Annotated in this window: 19 protein-coding genes and 1 other RNA gene; 17 read left to right on the top strand and 3 right to left on the bottom strand. The window is 62.7% G+C overall.

Annotated elements, in window-relative coordinates; genetic code table 11:
• Window positions 1-29: 29 nt before the first annotated feature.
• The 4 genes from glf (at window position 30) to CKW39_RS06850 (ending at window position 5,170) form a co-directional block, all read left to right on the top strand.
• Entirely contained in the window at window positions 30-1,217 is a 1,188-nt protein-coding gene (glf, locus tag CKW39_RS06865; protein ID WP_095797400.1) for a UDP-galactopyranose mutase, read from the top strand.
• Window positions 1,214-3,247, top strand: a complete 2,034-nt coding sequence (locus CKW39_RS06860) for a glycosyltransferase (RefSeq protein ID WP_216823157.1) — start codon at window positions 1,214-1,216, stop codon at window positions 3,245-3,247. The genes glf and CKW39_RS06860 overlap by 4 nt, the downstream gene beginning before the upstream one ends.
• A gap of 105 nt (window positions 3,248-3,352) precedes the next feature.
• Window positions 3,353-4,219: an ABC transporter permease gene (locus CKW39_RS06855; protein WP_095797399.1), complete on the top strand. Its 867-nt coding sequence runs from the start codon at window positions 3,353-3,355 to the stop codon at window positions 4,217-4,219.
• 6 nt (window positions 4,220-4,225) lie between these two features.
• Complete coding sequence (locus CKW39_RS06850) at window positions 4,226-5,170, top strand: ABC transporter ATP-binding protein (RefSeq protein WP_095797398.1); 945 nt, start codon at window positions 4,226-4,228, stop codon at window positions 5,168-5,170.
• Window positions 5,171-5,293: 123 nt separating this feature from the next.
• Here the strand turns inward: CKW39_RS06850 and CKW39_RS06845 are convergent, their stop codons facing one another.
• On the bottom strand, window positions 5,294-7,348 hold the full coding sequence (locus tag CKW39_RS06845; protein WP_095797397.1) for a DUF6541 family protein: 2,055 nt from the start codon (window positions 7,346-7,348) through the stop codon (window positions 5,294-5,296).
• Between the two features lie 226 nt (window positions 7,349-7,574).
• On the opposite strand from CKW39_RS06845, the gene CKW39_RS06840 reads away from it, so the two are divergent.
• The 10 genes from CKW39_RS06840 (at window position 7,575) to CKW39_RS06795 (ending at window position 14,170) form a co-directional block, all read left to right on the top strand.
• Window positions 7,575-8,240, top strand: coding sequence for a glycosyltransferase family 2 protein (locus CKW39_RS06840; RefSeq protein WP_223286442.1), 666 nt, complete (start codon window positions 7,575-7,577; stop codon window positions 8,238-8,240).
• Window positions 8,241-8,256: 16 nt separating this feature from the next.
• Window positions 8,257-8,703, top strand: a complete 447-nt coding sequence (locus CKW39_RS06835) for a DUF2304 domain-containing protein (RefSeq protein WP_095797396.1) — start codon at window positions 8,257-8,259, stop codon at window positions 8,701-8,703.
• Between the two features lie 94 nt (window positions 8,704-8,797).
• A complete protein-coding gene (locus CKW39_RS06830; RefSeq protein ID WP_095797395.1) occupies window positions 8,798-9,238 on the top strand; it encodes a DoxX family protein in 441 nt (146 codons plus the stop codon).
• Between the two features lie 207 nt (window positions 9,239-9,445).
• Window positions 9,446-10,750, top strand: a complete 1,305-nt coding sequence (locus tag CKW39_RS06825) for a CpaF family protein (protein ID WP_095797394.1) — start codon at window positions 9,446-9,448, stop codon at window positions 10,748-10,750.
• The gene (locus CKW39_RS06820; RefSeq protein WP_095797393.1) at window positions 10,747-11,604 is read left to right on the top strand and encodes a type II secretion system F family protein; all 858 of its coding nucleotides are present in this window, start codon (window positions 10,747-10,749) and stop codon (window positions 11,602-11,604) included. The genes CKW39_RS06825 and CKW39_RS06820 overlap by 4 nt, the downstream gene beginning before the upstream one ends.
• Window positions 11,601-12,548, top strand: a complete 948-nt coding sequence (locus tag CKW39_RS06815) for a type II secretion system F family protein (protein ID WP_095797392.1) — start codon at window positions 11,601-11,603, stop codon at window positions 12,546-12,548. Before CKW39_RS06820 ends, CKW39_RS06815 begins: the two co-directional genes overlap by 4 nt.
• A 55-nt stretch (window positions 12,549-12,603) precedes the next feature.
• Window positions 12,604-12,828 carry a hypothetical protein gene (locus tag CKW39_RS06810; protein WP_095797391.1) on the top strand — a complete coding sequence of 75 codons (225 nt, stop codon included), beginning with the start codon at window positions 12,604-12,606 and terminating at the stop codon, window positions 12,826-12,828.
• Window positions 12,800-13,201 (top strand): TadE/TadG family type IV pilus assembly protein, encoded by a 402-nt coding sequence (locus CKW39_RS06805; RefSeq protein WP_095797390.1) that lies wholly within the window; start codon window positions 12,800-12,802, stop codon window positions 13,199-13,201. Before CKW39_RS06810 ends, CKW39_RS06805 begins: the two co-directional genes overlap by 29 nt.
• Before the next feature lie 19 nt (window positions 13,202-13,220).
• Window positions 13,221-13,658: a hypothetical protein gene (locus tag CKW39_RS06800; RefSeq protein ID WP_254049316.1), complete on the top strand. Its 438-nt coding sequence runs from the start codon at window positions 13,221-13,223 to the stop codon at window positions 13,656-13,658.
• Entirely contained in the window at window positions 13,655-14,170 is a 516-nt protein-coding gene (locus CKW39_RS06795) for a pilus assembly protein TadG-related protein (RefSeq protein WP_095797389.1), read from the top strand. Before CKW39_RS06800 ends, CKW39_RS06795 begins: the two co-directional genes overlap by 4 nt.
• Window positions 14,171-14,246: 76 nt before the next feature.
• Here the strand turns inward: CKW39_RS06795 and CKW39_RS06790 are convergent, their stop codons facing one another.
• The gene (locus CKW39_RS06790; RefSeq protein ID WP_095797388.1) at window positions 14,247-15,419 is read right to left on the bottom strand and encodes a glucose-1-phosphate adenylyltransferase family protein; all 1,173 of its coding nucleotides are present in this window, start codon (window positions 15,417-15,419) and stop codon (window positions 14,247-14,249) included.
• 81 nt (window positions 15,420-15,500) lie between these two features.
• Here CKW39_RS06790 and prfB point away from each other — a divergent pair, with 81 nt between their 5' ends.
• The 3 genes from prfB to ssrA all read left to right on the top strand — a co-directional run bounded on the left by prfB (window position 15,501) and on the right by ssrA (window position 17,668).
• Window positions 15,501-16,619: a peptide chain release factor 2 gene (gene prfB, locus CKW39_RS06785; RefSeq protein ID WP_095797387.1), complete on the top strand. Its 1,119-nt coding sequence runs from the start codon at window positions 15,501-15,503 to the stop codon at window positions 16,617-16,619.
• A gap of 109 nt (window positions 16,620-16,728) precedes the next feature.
• Window positions 16,729-17,217, top strand: coding sequence for an SsrA-binding protein SmpB (gene smpB, locus CKW39_RS06780; RefSeq protein WP_095797386.1), 489 nt, complete (start codon window positions 16,729-16,731; stop codon window positions 17,215-17,217).
• 83 nt (window positions 17,218-17,300) lie between these two features.
• Window positions 17,301-17,668: a transfer-messenger RNA gene (gene ssrA / locus CKW39_RS06775) on the top strand.
• A 96-nt stretch (window positions 17,669-17,764) separates the two neighbouring features.
• Here the strand turns inward: ssrA and CKW39_RS06770 are convergent.
• Entirely contained in the window at window positions 17,765-23,548 is a 5,784-nt protein-coding gene (locus tag CKW39_RS06770; protein ID WP_095797385.1) for a DUF6531 domain-containing protein, read from the bottom strand.
• Window positions 23,549-23,553: the final 5 nt, after the last annotated feature.

Below are 23,553 nucleotides of genomic sequence, written 5' to 3'. Positions count from 1 at the left end.
GGGTCGTGAAGATGGTAGGGAGTAAACACGTGAACACTGATTTGGTGGTCGTGGGTTCGGGTCTGTTCGGTTTGACCGTGGCAGAACGAGCCGCCAGGGAATTGGGATTGAAGGTCACCATGATTGACCGCCGATCTCACCTGGGTGGAAACGCGTACAGCGAGAACGAGGAACGCACCGGGATCGAGGTGCACCGTTACGGCGCGCACCTGTTCCACACATCCAACGAGCGGGTGTGGGAGTACGTGAACCGGTTCACCGCGTTCACCAACTACGTGCACCGGGTGTACACCCGCCACAACGGCGAGGTGTTCCCCATGCCCATCAACCTGGGCACCATCAACCAGTTCTTCCGCTCGGCGTACTCGCCGGGTGAGGCCCGGGACCTGATTCGTGAACAGGCCGGCGAGCTCGCGGGAACCGACCCGCAGAACCTCAACGACAAGGGCATCCAGTTGATCGGCCGCCCCTTGTACGAGGCGTTCATCAAGCACTACACCGGCAAGCAGTGGCAGACGGATCCCAAGGATCTGCCCGCGTCCATCATTTCGCGCCTGCCGGTTCGCTACACCTACGACAACCGCTACTTCAACGACACCCACGAGGGCCTGCCGGTGGACGGTTACACCGCGTGGCTCGAGCGGATGGCGGACCACCCGAACATTGACGTTCGCCTGGAAACCGACTTCTTCGACGACTCCCAGGAGTTCTCCAAGTCCAACGTGGTGGGCCAGGTCCCGGTCATCTACACCGGCCCGGTGGACCGCTACTTCGACTACACCGAGGGCGACCTCTCCTGGCGCACCATCGACCTGGAAGAAGAAGTCCTGGACATCGAGGACTTCCAGGGCACCCCGGTCATGAACTACCCGGACGCGGATGTTCCCTACACCCGCATCCACGAGTTCCGTCACTTCCACCCCGAACGTGACTACACCAAGGACGCCACCGTGATCATGCGCGAGTTCTCGCGCTTCGCGGACAAGGGTGACGAACCCTACTACCCGGTGAACACCTCCGCGGACCGCGAGAAGCTGCTGGCCTACCGCGACCTGGCCAAGGGCGAGCAGTCCGTGCTGTTCGGCGGACGACTGGGCACCTACAAGTACCTGGACATGCACATGGCAATTGGCGCCGCACTGTCCATGGTGGACAACAAGATTGCACCGCACTTCACGTCCGGTGCACAGCTGAACAGCGGAGGCGTTGACGAATGAGCACTGTGAAGAACGAAGCGACCGCGACGACCAAGAACCAGACGGCGGATTCGGGCACCTGGCAGACCGTTGCGCACATCATCTTCCCGACCGATGCTGACACGGACACGCTGCCCCTGTTCGTGGACTTCAACGCTCAGCGCCACACAGCTGTGAAGTCCCTGCGTCCGTCCGAGGCGGGCGAGGAGCAGACGGTCGCTGCGGAGCAGGCAGATGCCGCAGCCTCCGCCCAGGCGAACCAGATCCATTCGGAGTACCTGTCCAGCGATCGCAGTATCCACATTCCGGCGCACACCCGTATCTCGCTGGGTACCTACTTCAACGCGTTCCCGGCCTCCTACTGGCGCGCGAACACCGCAGTGGACACGGTCCGCCTGACTGCTCGCACCACCGGACCGGCCAAGATCCTGGTCTACCGTTCCACTGCGCGTGGTACCTCCAACCGTGTGATTACGCTGGACATGGACGGCACCGAGCAGCACACTGACCTGCCGCTGACGAGCTTTGGCGACGGCGGTTGGTACTGGATCGACGTGGTCACTTCAAAGGCTGCCGTCGAGCTCGCATACGCAGAATGGTCCGTTCCCGAGCCCGAGGGCTTCACCCCCGGCACCGTGAGCGTGGCCATCACCACGTTTAACCGCCCCGACTTCTGCGTGCGCAACCTCAAGACTTTGGGCGAAGCCGACGCGCTAGCAGACGTGGTGGACCGCTTCATCATGACCGACCAGGGTACCGAGAAGGTTCGCGATGAGCCCGGCTACGACGAGGTCGTGGAGATTCTTGGTGACAAGCTGGTTCACATCGAACAGGGCAATCTGGGCGGTTCCGGCGGCTTCGCCCGCGGAATGTACGAGGCCACCATGGACGGCACCAGCCGCTACGTGATGCTCCTCGACGACGACGTGGACGTTCACTCGGAGAGTATCCGTCGCGCCGCTCGCTTCGCGGACTTCACCCGCCACAAGACCATTGTGGGTGGACACATGTTCAACCTGTACGAGAAGTCCGTTATCCACAGCTTTGGTGAACGTGTCAACGAGTACCGCTTCATGTGGGGTTCGGCGGAAGGTGTGCGCGAGGCTCATGACTTCGCTGCCTCCAACCTGCGTGTGACCCCGTGGATGCACCGCCGAATCGACGTGGACTACAACGGTTGGTGGATGTGCCTGATCCCCACGGATATCATCCGTGAGATCGGCCTGGCACTTCCCGTGTTCATCAAGTGGGACGACGCCGAATTCGGTCTGCGCGCCAAAAAGGCCGGTTACGATACCGTCTCCCTGCCCGGTGTGGCCGTGTGGCACATGCCGTGGACGGAGAAGGACGACACCATCGACTGGCAGGCGTACTACCACGCCCGCAACCGCTGGCTGGCCGCGCTGCTGTACAGCCCGTACTCCAAGGGCGGCCGTCTGCCCAAGGAATCACTGTTGACCGACGTGCGACACCTGGTGTCCATGCAGTACTCCGCCGCCGAGCTGCGGGCCATGGCACTCGAGGACTTGCTTGAAGGCCCGGAGCACCTGCACCGCACCATTGGTACCAAGCTCCCCGAGGTGCGTTCCACCCGCGGATCATTCTCCGACGCGCAGGTCAAGAAGGACCTTTCGGCCTTCCCGACCGTGCGCCGGAGCAAGCCGCTCCCGCACGGTGAAGAGCCGCACCCGCCCAAGAGCCGCATTGGCCGCGCCGCCAAGTTGCTGTCGGGTGCCGTACACCAGGTGCTGCCCGTCAAAGCGGACGAGTCGGATCACCCCGAGTCCCGCATTCCCGCCATGAACCTGCAGTGGTGGCGCATGGCCACCCTGGATTCCGCTCTGGTCTCCAGCGCTGACGGTTCCGGTGCGTCCTGGTACAAGCGCGACGATGCCACGTTCAAGCGCATGATGCAGCGTAGCCTGGCGCTGCACCAGCGTCTGTACCGCGACTGGGACAAGCTGGCCGAACAGTACCGCGCGGCACTGCCGGAGTTCACCTCACCTGAGGCGTGGGCTCAGACTTTTGCCGAGAACGGTCCTAAGAAGTAACTTTGCTCCATGCGCGACGCCGCACGTGTACGTTCGCGTGCGGCGTCGTCTTGTATCCGGTGACGCCGTCAAAGGTGCGTCACGAGGAAAGGATGGCACCACCGTATGAATGCTCCCGTTTCGCATCTGAAGCCCCCGGGACAGGATCGCGGGCTGCGAGACGTCTTGGCGAACAGGTTCCTGTTGAAGCTGATCGTCGACAAGGAAATTCAGATTCGCTACCGCGGAACGGTCCTCGGACTGCTGTGGTCCTATCTGAAGCCTGGCGTTCAGTTCCTGGTGTTCTACATCGCCATGGGCGTGTTCCTAGAACTCAATCGCGGCATCGAGAACTTCGCCGTGTACCTGTTCTCCGGAATTGTGGTCATGAACCTGTTCGGTGAGGTCTTCGGTAACGCGTCACGCTCGGTCGTGGCCAATGGCGGTCTGCTCAAGAAGATCTACCTCCCCAGACAGTTGTTCCCGGTCTCCAACTTGTTGGTCGCGTTCGTGCACTTCGTGCCGCAGTTGGCCATCCTGCTGATCGCGTGTTTCATCACGGGCTGGCGACCAGATCTCAAGCAGCTGCTCGCGGTCATCGTGGGCACCCTGATCGTGGCGGTCTTCTCACTGGGTCTGGGCATGCTGTTCGCCACGTTCAACGTGTTCTTTCGCGACGCGGAAAACATCGTGGACCTGATCGTCATGGTGGCCACGTGGGCCTCGCCCGTGCTCTACATGTGGATCATGGTGCGCGACAAGCTCTGGGAATGGGTGTACTTCGTGTACATGCTCAACCCACTGACCGTGGCGGTGGAACTGTTCCACTACGGTTTCTGGTTCCCTACCACCGACATGCCGCAGATCTGGCACGTGCCACCGCACCTGCTGACCTGGTGGACGCCACTGACCATTGTGGTGAGTCTGCTGATTTTCTTCATTGGCGACCGTTTGTTCCGTGCCCAAGAGGGCAACTTCGCGCAGGAGCTGTAAATCATCGTGTCCAGTACTGCTAGCAAAAACGTCAAGGAACGCACGGATCAGGATCTTGCGATCCGCGTGCAGAACATGAGCAAAGAGTTCGTGCTGCGCCACACCCGCTCCATGAAGGAAGCTTTCGTGTGGCTGGTCAAGGGCCGCAAGGGCGACCTCACGGCCAAGTTCAAGGCCCTCAACGATGTCTCCTTCGACATCTACGATGGCGAGACCGTGGCCCTGTTGGGCTTCAACGGTTCCGGCAAATCCACCTCGCTCAAGATGATTTCCGGAGTGATGAACCCGGATTCTGGCACTGTGCTCACGCGTGAAAAGGTCGCCGGTCTGATCGAGGTGGGCGCCGGTTTCCACCCGGACCTCACCGGACGCGACAACGTGTACCTCAACGGTGCAATCCTGGGGATGACCAAGGAAGAGATCGACGAGAAGTTCGACGACATCGTGGCCTTCTCCGAGATCGCGGAGTTCATCGACACCGAGGTGAAGTTCTACAGCTCGGGTATGTACCTGCGCCTGGCCTTCTCCGTGGCTGTCCACACGGACCCCGAGGTATTCCTGGTGGACGAGATCCTGTCCGTGGGTGACGAGCCGTTCCAGAAGAAGTGCATCGGCCGCATCAAGGACCTGGTGCGTCGCGGCAAGACCCTGGTGGTCGTGAGCCACGATCTGGGCCTGGTCATGGACATCTGCGAACGCGGCATCGTGATGGATCACGGTAACAAGGTCTACGACGGCACAGTGTTCGGCGCGGTGGCCCATATGCGCCACCAAGACCCGGAAGTCGTGGAGCGCGAGCACCGGGAGAACCTGGCCCGCGCTATCGAGGACAAGAAGCGTCACCGTGAGCGCGAGAAGGCCGAGGCCCTCGAACGCGGTGAAGAGTTCAAGCCCCAGTACGATCCCGATTTGGACGGGCCGCTCTCAGAAGAGGACGCCACCTCCGCCTGAAAGCTCCACACACGACGACGGCGCCGCGAGACCTGGTCTCGCGGCGCCGTCGTTCTGTATGCGGTTGGGATCAGTCGCAGCCGACGATCTCGTAGAGCTTGGCGTTCGGGCCCTGCTGATCGGTCAGGACCCGTTGCAACCGACAATTTCGTACAGCGCGGCTGATCCGTTGCGGTCGACGAGCTCCAGATTCTGGTCAATCACGGGATCGACGGCCGTGACACCGTCGTACAGGTGAGCCGCATCGGCACCACCGGGCAAGAACTGGGTACCGAAGTCCAGTACCCACTCTACGTCGAGTTCATCGGCAGCCTCACACGCGGGGCTGGTTGGGGTGGCGTCGTCGATGTCTTGAACAAGTGGTTGCAATAGTGGGTCGGGTTCGCCGACGTGATATTGAGTTACGGGGCGGTCAGCTACCGCGTAGGCCAAGGCGCCGCCATTCCACGGGTTGATGGCGATACTTTCATCCGGTGCCACGTGCTTATCGATGTTTTCGAGTAGTTGGTATTCCTCCAAGCTAAGAATATTGTCCCAGCCTTCCCATGTGTAAGCCTGCTTACCCCACCGAGTGGACTGCGTGAGTGAATCCACTTGGGAAAGAGGAACGATGGTTATGAGCATGACCACCGCTACGATCGGGTAGGTTGCGGTATGGCTCCTGCTTGGGGTCTGCTTTTCCAAATTAAACAAGCTGTTAATGCAGGTGACGGTGGCCTTTACAAGGTGGAAGGCACCCAGAGCGATCAACGGCACAGCGGTGAGTGGAAGTGTAGCGGCCAGACGATAGGAATCCGTATACCAACCGCCCACCAACCACTGGCGGACGGGGCCGTTCTCTCCGGCGGCTGCCACGGCGTAAAGGTAGACCAGCAAGAGGTGGGCAACTACGAGCCAGCGTAACTGGTGCCGGGAAATGGCCGCGTAAATTCCGGAAGCTGTCAGGATCACAAGGACCCAAGGAACTTCGTCGCGATCGTTGGTGCTATACAACAGTGCCTCCCCAACAGCTCGCGCGGTGGAGGTGAAACGGTCCCAGACATAATCGGTGCTCAGCGTGTTCCAAACCACCGACCAGGCAGCCACAGCCGCCGCTCCCAGGACAGCCAGAATTATCGCCTTCTTTCTCTTTCGGGCCACGGCTGCCGCCTGCAGGGCAAGCCACCAGGAAGTGGCACCGAGGGGGACTGCCACCGCTAACAAGGCGAGGAGTGCATTCGGCTGGGACAAGCACAGGGCCCCCAGGACCACCACCAGACACGCACCCAGGCGAATCCGGCCGGCAGTGTCGGGTGTGCGCGCGGTGGGGTCGACGGTCAGACGCGCTCCGAGCAGGCGCACGAGCAGGCCGAGGGCCACCGGGACCAGCGCCAAAGACAGAATGTTGGCGAACAACGGTCCCCATGCGATCAACCCGAGCGGAAAAATTCCGAAACCGGCTGAGGCAGTACCGGCAACGACACTTACCAGAGGGGAGGGCCCCAGGAGACAGCGTGCAAGATAAATGCAAGATGCAGTCCACACGAACCCTGCCACGGCTAGCAGCATTACGTTGTGGGCCGCCATCACATTGCCGCCGGTCAAAGGGACCATAAGCGAGGCGAACTGATGCCACGCGGCCGGGTACAGCGCGATGGTGCTGTCCGGGTTGGTCATCTGGTTGAGTGTGAGGGTGGAGCCATTGCCGGTATCTACGATGTATCGAATCGCGTTGAGATGAAAAATGTTGTCATAGCGTTGTGTGAGCGCCTCCGGGTGGCCAATCACCGAGATCAAACGGCGCACCATTAGGAGTGCGCCGATAGCCAGCCCCGCAGCGGCACCCACGGGGAACAACCAACGGTATCGGCCCACGGAATGGTGATGGACATTCTCGGAAGCGCCCGCGGCTCTCTGCCCTGCGTGATACCCACCGCGGGGGATGAGACGGCCCACCAGCCAAGCCAGAACCGTCAAAACCACCGCACTTATGGCCTGGGTCAGGGAGTTGTAGGGGACTCCCAGTAGATCCAGGACCACACCGGTGAGCCCCACTACAGCCACGCTGAATGCCGGGGCTGCTAAGACAATCCGAGCGGTGCGCTGGCCGAAGGCCCACTGCAGAGCCAGCCCCGGCAGCCACAGGAATGCTAGAACTGCTAGTAACGCAGGCAGGTACTGCCACCACTCCGTCAGCACGCGAGACCTGCAATTCGAGGATTGACTTGGGGCATGGTTCGGTCCTTGAAGATTGAGGAAGATTCGGGACAACTATAGATGAGCAACGTCCACGCCAAGTTCTGTCCGGTGGCACGGCCGGCACTACCGATTATTTTCATCCAAGCGCGGAATGCGCCGCGTAAGTGCTCAGCGGCACACAACGGTCAACAGGGTTCGGTCGGTTGCTTGTGGGAGAATACTCCGCGTGAGTCGTGCGTGGATCGTGATGCCTGTGTACAACGAAGGCCAAGTGGTGGGAGAAGTCCTGGAGAACCTCCGGAAGACTTTTCCCCACGTGGTCTGCATTGACGACGGTTCATCCGATGACTCCGCCCGCATTTGTCGTGAGGCCGGTGCCGTGGTGGTCAGTCATCCCATTAACCTGGGGCAGGGGGCCGCGCTGCAGACCGGTTTCGAGTACGCGCTGCAGGATCCGGACATGGATTGCGTGGTGACCTTCGACTCAGACGGTCAGCACCGCGTGGTGGATGCCTACGACATGGTCCAGCGCATTCGCTCCGGTGAGGCTGACGTGGTGCTCGGGTCCCGCTTCCTGGATGACCGCACGCAGGTCTCCAAACTCAAGCGACTGGTGCTGCGCACGGCGGCGTTCGTGTCCAAGTTCACGAGCGGCATGGACCTCTCCGACGCCCACAACGGCTTGCGTGCCATCAACCGAAAGACACTGCAACAGATCGACCTCAAGCAGAACCGCATGGCCCACGCGTCTGAGATCGTGAACCAGTTCGCGGAAATCAAACCGCACTGGGTGGAGCATCCCGTGGAGATCATTTACACGGACTACTCCAAGGGCAAGGGCCAGTCCCTTCTCAACGGCGTGAACATCCTGACCGAACTGTTCGTGAAGTAACCGGGGGCTATTCACAGTGACGATTATTGTTCAGTTACTTCTGGTGCTTGCCGTGGGCTACGGCGCGCTCACTCTGGTGCGCGGGGGAGTCAACGCCAAACACCAGGCCATTCGCCGCCTGGTCGCTCTTGCGTTCTTCGTGTTCGCCGCACTATCCATTTTCGTGCCGGACATGGTGACCCATATGGCGCGCTTTCTGGGTATCGGCCGCGGTACTGACCTGGTGCTCTACGGGTTGATCGTGTTGTTCATGATCACCCAGTTCACGAGCGCGCATAATCGCCGCATCCAGGAAACCAATACCACGCGCTTGGCCCGTCACATCGCCATTTCCGAGGCCGAGAAGCCCTGGCAACCCACCCGTGATCACTCCGACCGCCGTTCGGTGCGCGCCTTCAAACACACCTCGCCTTTGGGACCGCCACCCGCCGAGGCCGCTCGCACCGGTTCCACGGCCGTCTGAGCCTGGGTTCCCGGCTGGCTTGTACGGCCGTGTCCAGGGAAATCAGAGGCTATCGACCCACGTCGTTAACATCTGACCGGTAGCTTTGTTCGTCATGAACTCTTCGCGAAAAACCCGTACCTCCGTCAATTTTGGGCTGCTGATTCTCCGCGTAGTCGTGGGCATCACCTTTGTGATGCACGGCTGGCAGAAGTTCAACGAGTGGACCATTAGCGGCACCACCTCCAACTTCGCCGAGATGGGTGTTCCCCTGCCGGAGATTGCCGCGCCCTTTGCCGCTTTCACCGAGCTGATCGGAGGTATCGCGCTGATTGTGGGACTGTTCTCCCGCATTGCCGGCCTGTTGCTGGCGGTGGTGATGGCCGGCTCCATCTACTTCGTGCATGCACCCGCCGGATTCTTCGTCTCCGACGGCGGTTTCGAATTCGTCATGGTGCTCGGCGCCGCAGCGCTGGCCATCGCGTTCACCGGTCCGGGTCGTATTGCTCTGGGCGGTGCGCTGACCCATCGCCGAGGCGTGAGCATCTTCGCGTAGTGGTCTCACGCAGCGTCTGACTCGCACACATCTGTATGCGTTTACATTTTTGGTCACTAGATGACACGGTCAAGACCCTGGTCAAACCCGAAATGCGCTAGTTGTCCACAGGTTGCGGGGAGTGGAATAACAGCTCGCGGAGTTTTCCCCTAGGTTCAGTTACGAACTAGCCATTCAGTTGGGTTCGGGGGAACCCCAGGGGGAATTATGGCCACAGTGGTAGCTGAAGACGCTATTGGGTTGATCGAGGCGGACGTCAGGGAGCAGATCCGCAGAAGCGGATTGGACCCGCTGCACGAGGTGGAATCCACGCGCCGTATTGTCGACGCCGCCGTCGAGGACTACGACCTGCGTTCGGCTCGTGCTGGCCTGCCCCGCGTTGATGATCTTGCCGCCGTGCGTAAAAACGTTCTGGACTTGGTGGCCGGCTATGGACCGCTTCAGCCGTATCTCGATGACCCCGACATCGAAGAAATCTGGATCAACGGCCCCGCGGAGATTTATGTCGCCCGGGCCGGCGAGTCCGAGCTCACCAGCTTGGTGCTGAGCGAAGTGCACGTGCGCACGCTCGTCGAACGGATGCTCAAATCATCTGGGCGCAGGTTGGACCTCAGCTCCCCGTTCGTTGACGCTGCGCTCCCGGACGGTTCCCGTCTCCACGTGGTGATTCCGGATGTGACGCGCAAGCATTGGGCGGTCAACATCCGGAAGTTCGTCGCTCGTGCTCGTCGGCTTCAGGACCTGGTGGCCCTTGGGTCCCTCAGTACTTCTGCGGCCAAGTTCCTGGAAGCCTCGGTCGCCAGCGGGCTCAACATTCTGGTCTCCGGTGCGACGCAGGCCGGAAAAACCACCATGCTCAACTGTCTGTGCTCATCCATCGGCCCGCGGGAGCGCGTGGTGACAGTTGAAGAGATTTTCGAGCTCAAGGTGGCGCTGCGCGACGTCGTCGGCATGCAGTGCAGGCAAGCGAATCTGGAAGGTGCGGGTGAGATTCCGCTGCGGCGCCTCGTGAAGGAAGCGTTGCGGATGCGCCCGGACCGCTTGATCGTCGGTGAGGTTCGCGAGGCCGAAAGCTTAGACATGCTCATTGCGCTGAACGCAGGCTTGCCAGGGATGTGCTCCCTGCACGCCAACTCTGCTCGGGATGCAGTCACCAAAATCTGTACGTTGCCCCTGTTGGCGGGCGAGAACATCAGCACGGCCTTTGTGGTTCCCACGGTTGCCTCGTGCTTCGACATGGTTGTGCATTGCCACCGCAACAACAACGGCCATCGGTTCGTGGCCGAGATTTTGGCTGTGGGCAACCGGGTGGAGAACGGCATCATCGAGACCTATCCGCTGTTCCGCCACGTCGACGGCGAACTGGTGCCGGTTGCCGCCGAAGTTCCCTCGCCGGAAAAGTTCTTGAGGTCGGGCTACCAGCCCTCGGCACTTCTGGAAGGCGCGCCGGCTGCCAAGGCACCCGCCCAAGGGCAGACGTCAGCGAAGAAGACTCGAGCGAAAACCTCATGAGCGCGTTGTTGGGCGTCCTCATGGGGGCCGGGGTTTTTCTCATCTGGTGGTCGTTCTGGAATCAGCCGACCAGCAAGAAGACCCGACACGCGCGCACTGGCCGGTTGAAGACCTCGCTGTTGCGGGCTGGTCTACCCAATGTGGCACCGGCAACGTTGGTCGCCGTGAGTATCGCCGTCGCTGTGGTGACGGGGCTGGCTGTGACGGCCCTGACGTCGGCCCCCGCCTTCGGCCTGTGTGCCATGTTGGTCGCGGGCTACATTCCCTTCTGGTTCATCAAACGACGTGGCGAGCGACGCTCGGCTGTGTTGCGTGAAGTGTGGCCCGATGTGGTGGACCATTTACGTTCTGCAATTCGGGCCGGCATGGGATTGCCCGAGGCGCTCATGCAATTGCAGTACCGCGGTCCTGAGGTACTCCGCCCCGCCTTCGGACAATTCGCAGCCGATTACCGGGCCAGCGGTCAGCTTCATGGTTCGTTGACCCTGCTGAAGAATCGCCTGGCGGATCCGGTCGCCGACAACATCGTGGAGGCCCTACGTGTGACCCGTGAAGTGGGCGGCACCGACCTGGGCAAACTGCTGGGCACCTTGTCATCGTTCCTGCGGGAGAACGAACGGACCCGGAGCGAACTCGAGGCACGACAGTCCTGGACCGTGAACGCGGCTCGACTGTCCGTTGCTGCTCCCTGGCTCGTGTTGGCGTTGATGTCCACCCAGCCGGCCGCCATCGAGGCGTACAACACTCCCACCGGAGCATTGGTGTTGCTGGGCGGTTTGGCGATCTCCGTCGCTGCCTACCGACTGATGCTGCGACTCGGAGCACTCCCCACCGAGCGGAGGGTGCTGCGATGAACACATGGACCACAGGAGTTCTCATTGCCCTGGTCCTGGCCGGGGGACTGTGGCTGATGCTCAGCGCCGTGCGTGCCGTCGGAGCGCCCAGTTTTGCCGACCGCATTGCGCCGCAGTTGCGCATGGTTCAGGTCAGTTCCGCCTTGAACCGACGCGGAGTCGTGAGAGCCAGTCGAACAGCTGGAAACGACCGTGTCGGGCCCGTCCTCCAGCAAGCACTGACGTGGGCCACCGACAAGATAACTCCCTTCGCCGGAAGCGCGTCGGTTCTTGAGCGACGACTCATTCGGGCGGGTCTCGATAAGTCGGTGGTCGACTACCGAGCGGAGCAAGTGGTCTTCGCGGTGCTCGGTGTTCTGATCGGCAGTGTCTTCAGCATCGGCCTCATTCTGCGAGGAGACGTGAGCGTCGCCATCGTCATGGTCGGAGCGGTCCTGGGCGCCTTCTGCGGGGTATGGGGCAGAGATTTTCTCCTGAAACAACGCATCGCCAAACGGGAGAAGCTCATGCTTGCAGAGTTCCCGGCCGTGGCCGAACTCATGGCCTTGTCCGTGGGCGCGGGGGAGAGCGCCGTCGGAGCCCTGGAACGAGTGTGCCGTGTTGCCGAAGGCGAGCTTGTCGACGAGTTCAGGCAAGTCCTGGCACAGACCCGCGCAGGATCGGGGCTGGTCACGGCGCTCCAGGATTTTTCCTCCCGTACCGACGTCATTCCGCTGGGACGGTTCGTGGACGGCATCATCGTGGCCATCGAACGGGGAACACCGCTGGCCGAGGTCCTGCGCGCTCAAGCCCAGGACGTCCGCGATCACGATAAGCGCGTCCTGATGGAGATCGCGGGCAAGAAGGAAATCGCGATGTTGATACCCGTCGTGTTCTTCGTCCTTCCACTCAGCGTTGTCTTCGCCGTGTTCCCCGGATTGGCCGTCCTAGAAATGGGTTTCTGATCTCTACCCAATGACTTCACCGAATAAGAGTTAGCAATTATCAAAGGAGCTAGACATGAAATACCGCCTATTAGTGACCACACCGTTGTTCGCGCTGTTGACCTTGAGCAATGCACTGCATTCTCGTTTCAGCGATGAGGACCGCGATCGTGGGGACGTACCCGGTTGGGTCATGCTCACGCTGATGTCCGCAGTGCTCGTCGCTGGCCTGCTCCTCATCGCCCGTCCCGCACTCGAAGGCCTGTTCCAGGATGCGATCAACCGAGTCTCCGGTCTCTGAGGACAACAGGGACGCGGGTAATGCCGTCGCCGAATATGTGATGGTCCTGGCGCTCGCCGTGGTCATCTTCGCGGGCATTCTGCAGTTGGGCTTCGCTTTGCACGTGCGTAACACCCTGATTGACGCCGCCGCAGCCGGCGCGCGGTACGCCAGTTTGGCGGACCGCACCGACGACGACGGCGTCGCTCGCGCCCGCGGGATTATCGCCAACTCGGTGGGTGAGAGCTACGCCCACAACGTGAGTGTCTCGCGAACTCAGGTGGGATCATTGCCCGCCGTTGAGATCACCGTGGTCGCGCCACTGCCCGTGGTCGCAATGTTCGGTCCTCCGGAATCGTTGAATGTGAGTGGTCATGCCGTGGTCATGGACTAGTCGCGTTTTACGGGGGCGCATGCCCGCGTCACCGGCTGTGGAACCTGATCATCCGGATCGGGGCAGTGCCATCGTGGAATTCGTCGCGTTGGGGCTGCTGTTGCTCATCCCTGTGTTCTATTTGGTGGTCACGGTGTCTCGGGTGCAAGCAGGTTCTTTCGCCGTGGTGGCCGCATCTGAACAAGCTGGCCAAGCCATCTCGGTCATGGAAGCGGATAGCTTCAATCAGGCTGCCATTCATGAGATTGCCGCGGTCGCCGCCCTGGATCACGGGTTCGACGCGCAGGACCTCGCCCTTGAGGTGAGCTGTTCCGATGGCTCGTGTACTTCACCCGGTGCAGTGGCAACGGTTCATGCTCGTCTTACCGTGGGGCTCCCTGCTGTTCCGGGGTTCGTGACGGCCAACTTGGCCACTCTCAATTCGGATGTCACGGTCGTGTCCGGGAGGTATTCGTGACGATTCTGTCTGACATCGAACGTCCTTCTCGCTGCACACGTCTCGTGACGTGCCTGTTGCGCCGGTTTCGGGGCGATCCTCGTGAACGGGATTCCGGACAGACCACCATCGTCCTCTTGGCGTTCACTCTGGTCACTCTGCTGCTGGTCATTACGATCATGGCCATCACGAGTGTGTACATCGGAGAGAGGAAACTTCAGTCCCTGGCCGATCGGGCATCCAGCGCTTCCGCGGATACCTTCACCGACCTGGATCGAACGGCGGGAGCGGCACCGTCGCCAATCCTGACGCACGACGGCGTGGCGGGAGCGGCGTCGAGCTACCTTGGAACCGTGGGTGCTTTTGATGAGGTGCAGCAGCTATCACTGGGTGCACCGACCGGAACCTCTGACGGGCTGACTGCGCAGGTCACCTTGAACGCCGTGGTGCACCCGCCGGTGGTGAACTACATTATTCCCGCGGGCGTTCCAATCACTGCCACCGGTGACGCGCGAGCGGTCATGGGGCGCTAACCGGGTGCCATCGAAATCTTGGGTGAGGGAAATGCCCGTGGGAGACTCAAAATTCACTTTTTCCTCACATGAGACCTCAGTACTTCTCCCACCCCCGCGGCAGCACCGCTTCGTGGTCGAATTCATCGCGTTGGCTGACCTTGCCGTCGCGGTCGATCAGCGTGATCGCTTGGGAGGACCCGCGTTGAGTTCCTCCGGTGATTTCCGCGCCTGAGTCGGCCACCACGTTGATGAGCTCCACCGTGGATCCCACGTGCACGTTGTCCAACAGCACGCTGTTGCGCACCACGGCACCGGCCTCGATCACGCAGTTTTGGCCGATCACGGAGTGTTCGACCGTGCCGGCCACGCGCGCGCCGGGAGCGATGAAGGAGTTGGTGACGGCGGCGTCGTCGTTGACGAAACCCGGCAGGAGCGGAACCTGACCGGTCCAGATGGGCCACCCGAGGTCGTCGAGGGTCGCACCGTTGCCGTCGATCAACTGCATCTGCGCGGTCCAGTAGGACTGCACCGTGCCCAGGTCCATCCAGTAGCCCAGATGGCGGTGCTCGAACACCTTGTGGTGCTCCATGAAGTAGGGGATCAGGTCCTCGCCGTAGTCGGCAAGCTGACCGAGCTCGTCCTGCAAGGTGTCCAAAGCGGAGAGCAACTTGTCCGTATCGAAGAGGAACATTTCTCCCGCAACGAGCTGGCTGGCAGGATCCTCGGGCTTGTAGGCGAATGAGGTCACCGCACCGGACTCATCCGTGGTCACCACGCTGTAGCGGGAGGTGTCCTCGTCCACGTGGGTGGTGACCATGGTCAGATCCGCGCGCTTGGTCAGGTGGGTGTCGATCACGTCGCGGAAATCCACGGTGTAGAGGTGGTCGGCCGAAAGTACGAGCACCAGATCCGGATCGGCATCACGAATTAGCTCGGCCTGACGGTAGATCGAATCCGAATTACCGGAGGCGAAACCCTCACCGTTGCGGCCCTCGAATGGCGGAAGGATCTGCAGCCCGCCGTGGGAGCGGTCCAAATCCCAGGGGCGGCCGTTGGCCAGGTACTTGTTCAGGCTGTGGGGGAGGTACTGCTGGACCATCCACACGTCAGGAATATGAGAGTGCGCCAGGTTGGACAGGGAGATGTCGATCAACCGGTAGGTGCCACCCACGGGCAGGGCGGGTTTGACCACGTTGTCAGTGAGTGCCCCCAGCCGCGATCCTTTACCTCCGGCAAGAACAAGTGCGAGAACCGTGGGACGCTCCATAGTCACCCTCCTGATTGTTGTGGCAGGGCACCAGAATAGCGGCACTGAAGGACCCGCACGTATGCCGTAAAGTGGTGTCCCATGGCCTCTATTGATTTTGCAGCTGAAATTCGCGATCTGCGCTCCACCTATGCGTCCGTGGAGGCCGTCACAGACGTTGCCGCGCTCGAGCGGGAAATCGCCGAGCTCTCCAAGCAGGCCACGGCCCCGGATCTCTGGGACGATCAGGACCGGGCACAAAAGGTCACGTCGCAGCTGTCCCACAAGCAGTCCAAGATGGACCGCCTCAAGAAGCTCAACGAGCGCATCGATGACCTGGAGGTCATGGTGCAGTTGGCCGAAGAGGAAGACGATCAGGACACCCGCGACGGCACGGTGGAAGAGCTTGAATCCATCCGCAAGGCGCTGGGCCAGCTCGAGGTCCAGACCCTGCTGGCCGGTGAGTACGACGAGCGCGAGGCCGTGGTCACCATTCGCTCCGGCGCCGGTGGCGTGGATGCCGCTGACTTTGCCGAGATCCTCATGCGCATGTACCTGCGCTGGGCCGAGCGTCACGGCTACCCGACCAAGGTGCTGGATACCTCCTACGCTGAAGAGGCGGGCCTGAAGTCCGCCACATTCGAGGTCAAGGCCCCGTACGCGTTCGGCACGCTCTCGGTCGAGGCCGGCACGCACCGCCTGGTGCGCATCTCGCCGTTCGACAACCAGGGCCGCCGCCAGACCTCGTTCGCCGCGGTGGAAGTGATTCCGCTGATCGAGTCCGATGACACCGTGGAGATCCCCGAGTCCGAGCTCAAGGTGGACGTGTTCCGCTCCTCGGGCCCCGGCGGTCAGTCCGTGAACACTACGGACTCCGCGGTGCGCATGACCCACATCCCCACGGGCATCGTGGTGTCCATGCAGAACGAGAAGTCGCAGATCCAGAACCGCGCCGCCGCCCTGCGCGTGCTGCAGTCCCGTTTGTTGCTGCAGCGTCAGGAAGAAGCGGACGCCAAGAAAAAGGAAATGGCCGGGGACGTCAAGGCATCCTGGGGCGATCAGATGCGCTCCTACGTGCTCAACCCGTACCAGATGGTCAAGGACCTGCGCACCAACTATGAAGAGGGCAATCCCTCCAACGTGTTCGACGGTGGCATCGACAAGTTCATCGACGAAGGCATTCGCTGGCGTGCCGACGCGCGCCAGCACGACGAAGACTAAGGAGCTCTCGTCCAACGACGACGCCGCCCCGCCCAGCAGGTGCCCCAGGGCACCAGGGTGGGGGAGCGGCGTCGTACTGGGTGAGACCCGCTGAAGGAAGTAACGGCCCATGGCCAAGAAGAAGAACGATGACGGCCGCCAGATCGTGGCCAACAACAAGAAAGCCCGGCACGATTTCAACATCTACGACACCTATGAGGCCGGCCTGGCGCTCATGGGGACCGAGGTGAAGTCGCTGCGCATGGGACGCGCGTCCCTGGTGGACGCGTTCTGCCAGTTCGACCGCAGCGGTGAGCTGTGGTTGGAACACGCGCACATCCCGGAGTACCTCCAGGGCTCGTGGACCAACCACTCGGCACGGCGCCGCCGCAAACTGCTGTTGCACCGCTCCGAGCTGGACAGAATCGCGAGCAAGACTCGCGAGGCCGGCTACACCATCATTCCGCTGTCCCTGTACTTCGTGGACAACAAGCGCGTGAAAGTGGAGATCGCCGTGGCTCGCGGTAAGCGCGAGTACGACAAGCGCCAGACCCTGCGTGAAAAGCAGGACAACCGTGAGGCCCAGCGCGCCATGCGGTACCGCAACATGGGGGCATAAACCCGCGTGTTGACGCGTTACACGGGTGCGGCGTAAGCTGATGTGTCCGCGACCGAGAGGGAGCGGGTTTGGTAATTGAATACGGGGATGATCGGTTTCGACGATGTGAGTTGAGACAAGGGAAGCGGGTCGAGGACGCAGAGTTATCTCGTAAACGCTCTCTGCAACACAATAAGTGCCGAATCTAAGCGCACTGACTTCGCTCTCGCTGCGTAAGTAGCGACAGCAGTCTGGCAGCCCAGGTTTACCTTCGACCTGGATCCTGCCATCAGCTAGAAGGTCACTGCTGCGAACGCAGGTTACGGGCGTTCGTGGGACTCTTACGTAACTGAGTTCGGCGGCCACCTGTGTGTGGGATGGCCGGAACTGAGAAACCTATTAGCACACTGCACCCGGAGAAGCCTTGACAATGCTGCATCGGACGGGGGTTCAATTCCCCCCATCTCCACAAATTTCCCGTATCGGGAGAAAGCCTCGCGTTGTATACGCGGGGCTTTTTTCATGCGGTTTTCCCAATGTTTATTTTGGTCGTCACTTTGATGTTCAGTCAGCGCAGAATCACCGTGCTCCCCGTCAGGCCCAGCGCCTTCATCTCGGCCTCGATGGCGAACACGATTGCGCCCCTCACCTCTGGGGAGAACAACAGTTGCTGCCCGGTCACGGGATCGGGGAGGGGATGGTCCAAGGCGTTGACCAGCATCCGATAGACGTCGTTGGCTGTCATGGGGGTGCCGTTGCGCACGGCAGCGTTCCACACCGGAACCCACGTGCGGTCCCATGCCTGATGCAGGGCGCGGGGTGCCAGGGTGGTCAAGGCTTTGTGTGGACTGTAGCCGTGAGACGCTGGCAAGACCTTGCCGATGGCCTGGGGGAACATGTGCATGGCCTCCATCTCGGCTCCCGCCATCCCCAGTGACTTACTGACCAGGGGCGCTGTGCTGTAGCTCGAGAACCCCAACTGACCTCGGCCGACATCCACCAGCCCCTGCTCAGTGGCGTGGACCGCTCGCGCCGCCGCAGAACGCAGGGGAGGGACAGCGCCGCCGCCCGCGCCCATTGCCAGGAACACGGGCGCCTTCGCGGCAGCTACCGCGCCCCTTGCCCCACCGCGGCCCAAGACATCTAGGGCACCCATGGCCGCGGGGACACCCTCCAGTGCCAATCCCATGGCCGGGAACAGGGGAGACATGTGTTGGAATGCGTCGTACTCGACGGCGAACGGACTGTGTTTGATGGCGTCATCCACTCCCATGAGAGTCGCCAGGGGCACGTTGGTCCAGAAGGCCAGGAGGTTCACCCACGGCAGCAGGACCTTGTTCGCCACCGCATTCACCGCACGGTTTCCCGTATCCGCGCTCGTGATGGGTTGGAGCAGTCCCCGTGCTGGTGGGGGAAAGGTCCACTCGGTCTGGGTGGTCCAGTCGGGGGCGCTACCGGCCTGGGCAGCGGGAGGTGCTGGGGCGGCGTCGTCACCCAGGGGGCTCTTGGCGAGCCCGGAAGGGTCGGCAAAATCCACGGGATCGTGGCCGGCGAAGACCGTGGTTGAGGGGCTGTCCGTATAGAGCAGCGGGTCGGGAGTGAGAAACACACCCTGGCCGGGGTCGTACAACCGGGATGGTGAATCGTAGAGATCCAGAGCGTGGTTGAGGGACATGCCGCGCCAGCGCGCAGCCACGGACGGCGCGGCCAGGGGAGCGTGGCCATCACCGGAGAGGATGAGCGGTTCACCGAACGTCCCATACCGGTGCCGCTCGACCACCGCCCCGGAGGTGTTCGTGACGCACATGCTGGATCGTCCGCCATCGACATGAAGGAAGTGTCGACCCTGCTGGTCGGTGATGCACAGCGGCAGTCCTCGCAGCGGATGGGGCGTGAACTGACGCAGGGTGCCCGGCGCGCCTCGGCGCTCCTCGAGCGGCTGGCCGTCCCACCACGTGCGCGTGAACGAGCCCTCGGAATCGACGCCGCCGATCACGCGGGACAGCGCATCGTACGCAAAGGTGGCGCGGACGGCACCGCTGGTGTTGTCCCGGATCTCGACCACGCGACTGAGCGCGTCGACGTCGTAGACCCACCGGTTATCGCGCGAGCGTTGGCCGTCCCCGTGATAGGTCAACGGTTGGCCGTTCACCGAGAGGAGGCGGTGGTCCGGGCCCAGCGTCAGCAGCTCCGTGACAGGCGGGGCGCCGGCGCGCGAACGGGTCACGCTGACGCGCGCATCTGCCTTGTTCAGCACGTAGGACTCGCGCACGGTGGCGGCTGCTGCGGCAGCCGTAGCCGCGGCCAGAGCAGTTGCATGATCCTGGGGTGTCCAAACATCCGCCATGAGGCCCGGATCGAAGCCGCTGCGCACTTCCACGACCCGGTCCTTGGTGTCGAAAGTGTGCAACGAACTGTTCTTCGGCTCGGTGAGAATCCGAGTCAGCGCACGGTGCCCGCGCGGGTCGTAGCGCCCGTCCCAGCGTTCGAACACCATGCCGTTGCGGAGGTGGCGGACACTGACCAGGCGATCCAGATCGTCGTAGTGGAATTCGCTGACCACACCGTTGGGGAGGGCCAACCTCGTGGGCAACCTCATGTGACTCATCGACGCGAGGACTTCCCCGGGTGTTCCGCCCAAACTCCCCGCCGTCAGTAGTTGCACGTGCGTCGATCGCCCGGCCAGGTCATAGGTCGTGCGTTCGCTGCGGCCGTCCGGGTACCGGAGAATGCTCGTGCCGGCGGTGTCGTCATAGGTCAGGTGAACCGATCCGCGGTCCGTGGTCTCCTCGATGAGCCTGTGCAGACTGTCGTAGCGGCGCTGCGCCGTGTCCCCGGACTGTGAGGCCTGAATCAGCCGTCCCAACGGATCGTAGGAGAATTCCTGAGCCGGTACCGTGCGCGCACCGGCCGCCGCAACGGTTTCGCGCCGAACGGCGCAGCCCGCCGCGTCCAGATGGTGCCGAACCCGATGACCGGCCGGTGAGACATTCTCGATCCATGCGCCCGCCGGATCGTACGCGGTGTGCCACGCGGCCCCGCCCGGCAAGAGAGTCTCGTGCACGCGGCCGAGCGCGTCATAGGTCCACGACGTGCCAGCGTCCTCTGGATCGGTGAGCTGCGCGAGCAGACCGTCAGGCCCGTAGTCCCAGTGCGTGTGCAGCCCGAGACCACCCGGGTCGACCACGGTGTCCCGCAGCTGCCCCCACGCGTCCCACGCGAAGTCCAGGACCACGTTGCCCGGTTCGCGGCGGCGAGTCACGCGCGCGGCGGCGTCGTACTCGAGTTCCGTGCGGCCGTCCGGGCCGACGACGGCGCTCGGCAGCCCCCGCGCGTTGTACTCGTACGTCCACGTGATCTGCCGTTGGAAACCCGGGGAATCCTTGGTGACCGTCAGGCTCTGCAGATCGCCGAACGGGTTGTACGCGGCGTCGTACTCGGTGCCCACACCGTCGGCCGCAGACTCCAGCCTGCCCAGCGTGTCGTGCTGGAACGTCAGGATCCGCCCGTGGGGTAGCTCCATGCCGGTGACCCGGTCGCCGCCGTCGTAGCGGTAGCGGGTGGTGACCGGCTGTTCAGCGGTCGGATCGTGGTCGAAGGCCCAGCTCACGTGGGCCGTCACGCGCCCGCGCTCGTCGTAATCCCACGTGCTGCGGGTCAGTACTCGCGTGGGCGCGCCCGCCGACGGCGCTCCCTCCTCCGTGACTTCGAGCAGTCGGTCCTCGACACCCCAGCGATACCGCCGCAGCGCGCCGGTGGGTAGGCGGAGCGTTGCGAGCCGACCCCAGAGGTCGTAGTCGAGGGTCGTGAGAGCGCCCGTGGGCCCGATCAGGCGTATTAGTCGACCCGCGCGGTCGTAGGCGGCATGGCTAGTGCGTTGTTCAGGGGTCCCGACCGCCTGGGTTTCTCGCAGAAGAAGCCCGCGTTCGTCGAAGGTCCGCCGCGTGATGGTGCCTACCGGGTCGGTCTCCTGGACGGAGTGCCCGAGATGATCGACCCGCTGCGTCCAGACCCGCGGTTGATCGGAGTTCGCGGCCTGTCGCACGGCCACCACACGGCCCAGGACATCGCGGTCCAGCTCTGCCGTGATGAACTCGTCCGCAATTTTCGGTTCCGCGGTATCCCCGCGCGGTTGTTGGGTACGCACGGGCAATCCCGCATCGCCGAACCACGTGCGATAGCTGGACCCCGTGCCGTCTGAGGACGGGGAAACAAGGTTCTCGACCTGCCCCAGCGCGTTGCAACTGATAGTGACCACGCGACCGCCGGGACCGGTGATGCGTAACGGGTGGCCGGCGGCGTCGTACCCGAAAGTGGTTTCCAGACCGGCGTGATCGGTGTCTTGGATCATGCGGACCAGACGGGCGTCCTCCGGTCCCGCCAAGGCGTACTCGAAGGTGGTGCGGCCACCGTCGGCTGGAGTCACGGAGATGAGCCGCCCGCGAGAGTCATGCTCTAGCCGCGTGACGCTCAGATCCACGGTGCCGTCAGGTCGCGTGATGCCCGGTTGCTCGATTCGTTCCAGCAGTCCGCTGGCTCCGGGGTCTGGGCCATCCAGATCGTAGAACCAGCGCTTCACAGCCCCGGACTCCGAGGTGGAACGCGTTACCAATTGGAAGCGCGGCTCGTACTGGTTGATCTGCAGCGTCCGGCTGGGGGCCAACCCGGGGAGGGCCGTACCGACCTCCGACCGCAGGAGATTTCGACGCGCGCACGGGTTGGGGTTGTCCACGTCGAAGAGCATGCGGTGGCGGATCCCGTCCGGCGCGGTGAGGGCCGTGCAATTGCCCGCGCGGTCGTACTCGAAGTACCGGGGGACCACTCGAAACGAGCCGTCAGAGATCAGGCGGAAGCGATGTTCCAGGAGGTCGCCTCGGTAGTTGAACGTGTGCGAGTGCAGCGAACCGTCGGGCGGCATGACCGTGGTCTGCGAGGCGGGAACCGCCAGGTAGGTCTCGTTCACGGGGACGTACTGCAGCTGCTCGTAGCGGAACTGGAACTCCTCACCACCCACCAGTTGACGAGTGACGGTATTGAACGCCCACCCGGCCTCCGGACCGGCGTAGTCGGTTTCCAGGTAGGTCCGCTCCTCGGCATCCCTGATCCGCACGATGTTGTGCCGCATGGCTGGATGATCGGAGCGCTGCTCATACTCGTAGCCGGTGGTCGGTCCGCGGGGGAATTGTGCGGTGGGCGGCAGCCGGACGCACACCAGATGCTCGATCCCCGGATCGTGTCCGTATTCCACGGCGCGTGTTCCGGTGTGATCGGTGATGCCCTCCAGCAACCCGCAATTGCCGTAGCGGAAGAACAATCCGCGAGCCTCCTGGTCCAGGACGGAGGTCAGGCGGCTGAGCTGGTCGTAACTGAGGTGGACGTGATTGCCGTGTCGGTCGGTCACGGAGACGAGCGGAATGCGCTCAGGATCGGTCCACCCGGCGGGTCGAGTGAAAACCTGGACCAGCCCGCCCGGGTGTTCCAGGTGGTACGTCTCTGATGCCTCCGTTCCGCGCCGCAGATTCATCGCCGCTTCCGCGGGCGGATCCCCGCCGTTCCCGTTGTCCGTGAAGGTCATTTCCTGCAGATTGCCGGTCCACAGTGCCACGGCGCCGTCGAGCAACGGCCGGAGATACACGTTCCACGTGTGGTCCCAACCAAAGCCGAACGGCCCGTAGTACGGCCGACCGCTGCGATACGAGCGCTGCAGCAGAATCGGAAGCGTGGCGGCCGGGATCACGAGATCCGTTGCGCTCACCGTCAGCGCACCGGTGAACAAGTCCACGGGGTCTGCGTCCATGGTCGGCCGCAGTGCCTCAGGTTGGGAAAAGGTCGGATCCGGTTCGCGCGGCATCGGCTGGTTACGTCGAATGCGCTCGGCCAGATCGTCCACCTCCGCCGACGGCGCTCCCTCCGGCGCGACCCACGTCGCCAGAACCTCGGGAGACACGGGCTCGAACTGATCGAAGTGAGAGTTGGTGGGCGTCCGTGAGCTGAAGGACGGATGTGCCTTGTGGCCCTTGACCTGGGCGGTCGAGGTCACCGCCGGAGCCCCTTGGAGGCCGGGGGAGTCCCCGTCCGTAGGCGGGGCGGTTTCAACGGGCTCGGTGCTCGGTGGTGTGATCTCCGGGACGATCGGGTTCGGGGCGGGCAACGGATGGGTCTGCCGCCACGTCCCACAATCCGCGGTGACCCGGTCGATCAGGCCGCGCGAATTCTCCGTGACACCCGCGCTACCTTCCAGCGCACTGAGCACCCCGCAGGGGCTGTCCGCGACGATGACCTCGCCACCTTCATCCAGCGCACCGGTGTGGACCTCGTAGCCTTGGTCATCCCACTCCACGTCGTAGCCCATGACTC

The sequence above is a fragment of the Kocuria sp. WRN011 genome, assembly GCF_002295155.1.
Lineage (GTDB): Bacteria > Actinomycetota > Actinomycetes > Actinomycetales > Micrococcaceae > Kocuria > Kocuria carniphila.
The sequence above is the reverse complement of the archived record's forward strand: the minus strand, read 5'-3'. Positions and strand labels throughout refer to the sequence as shown.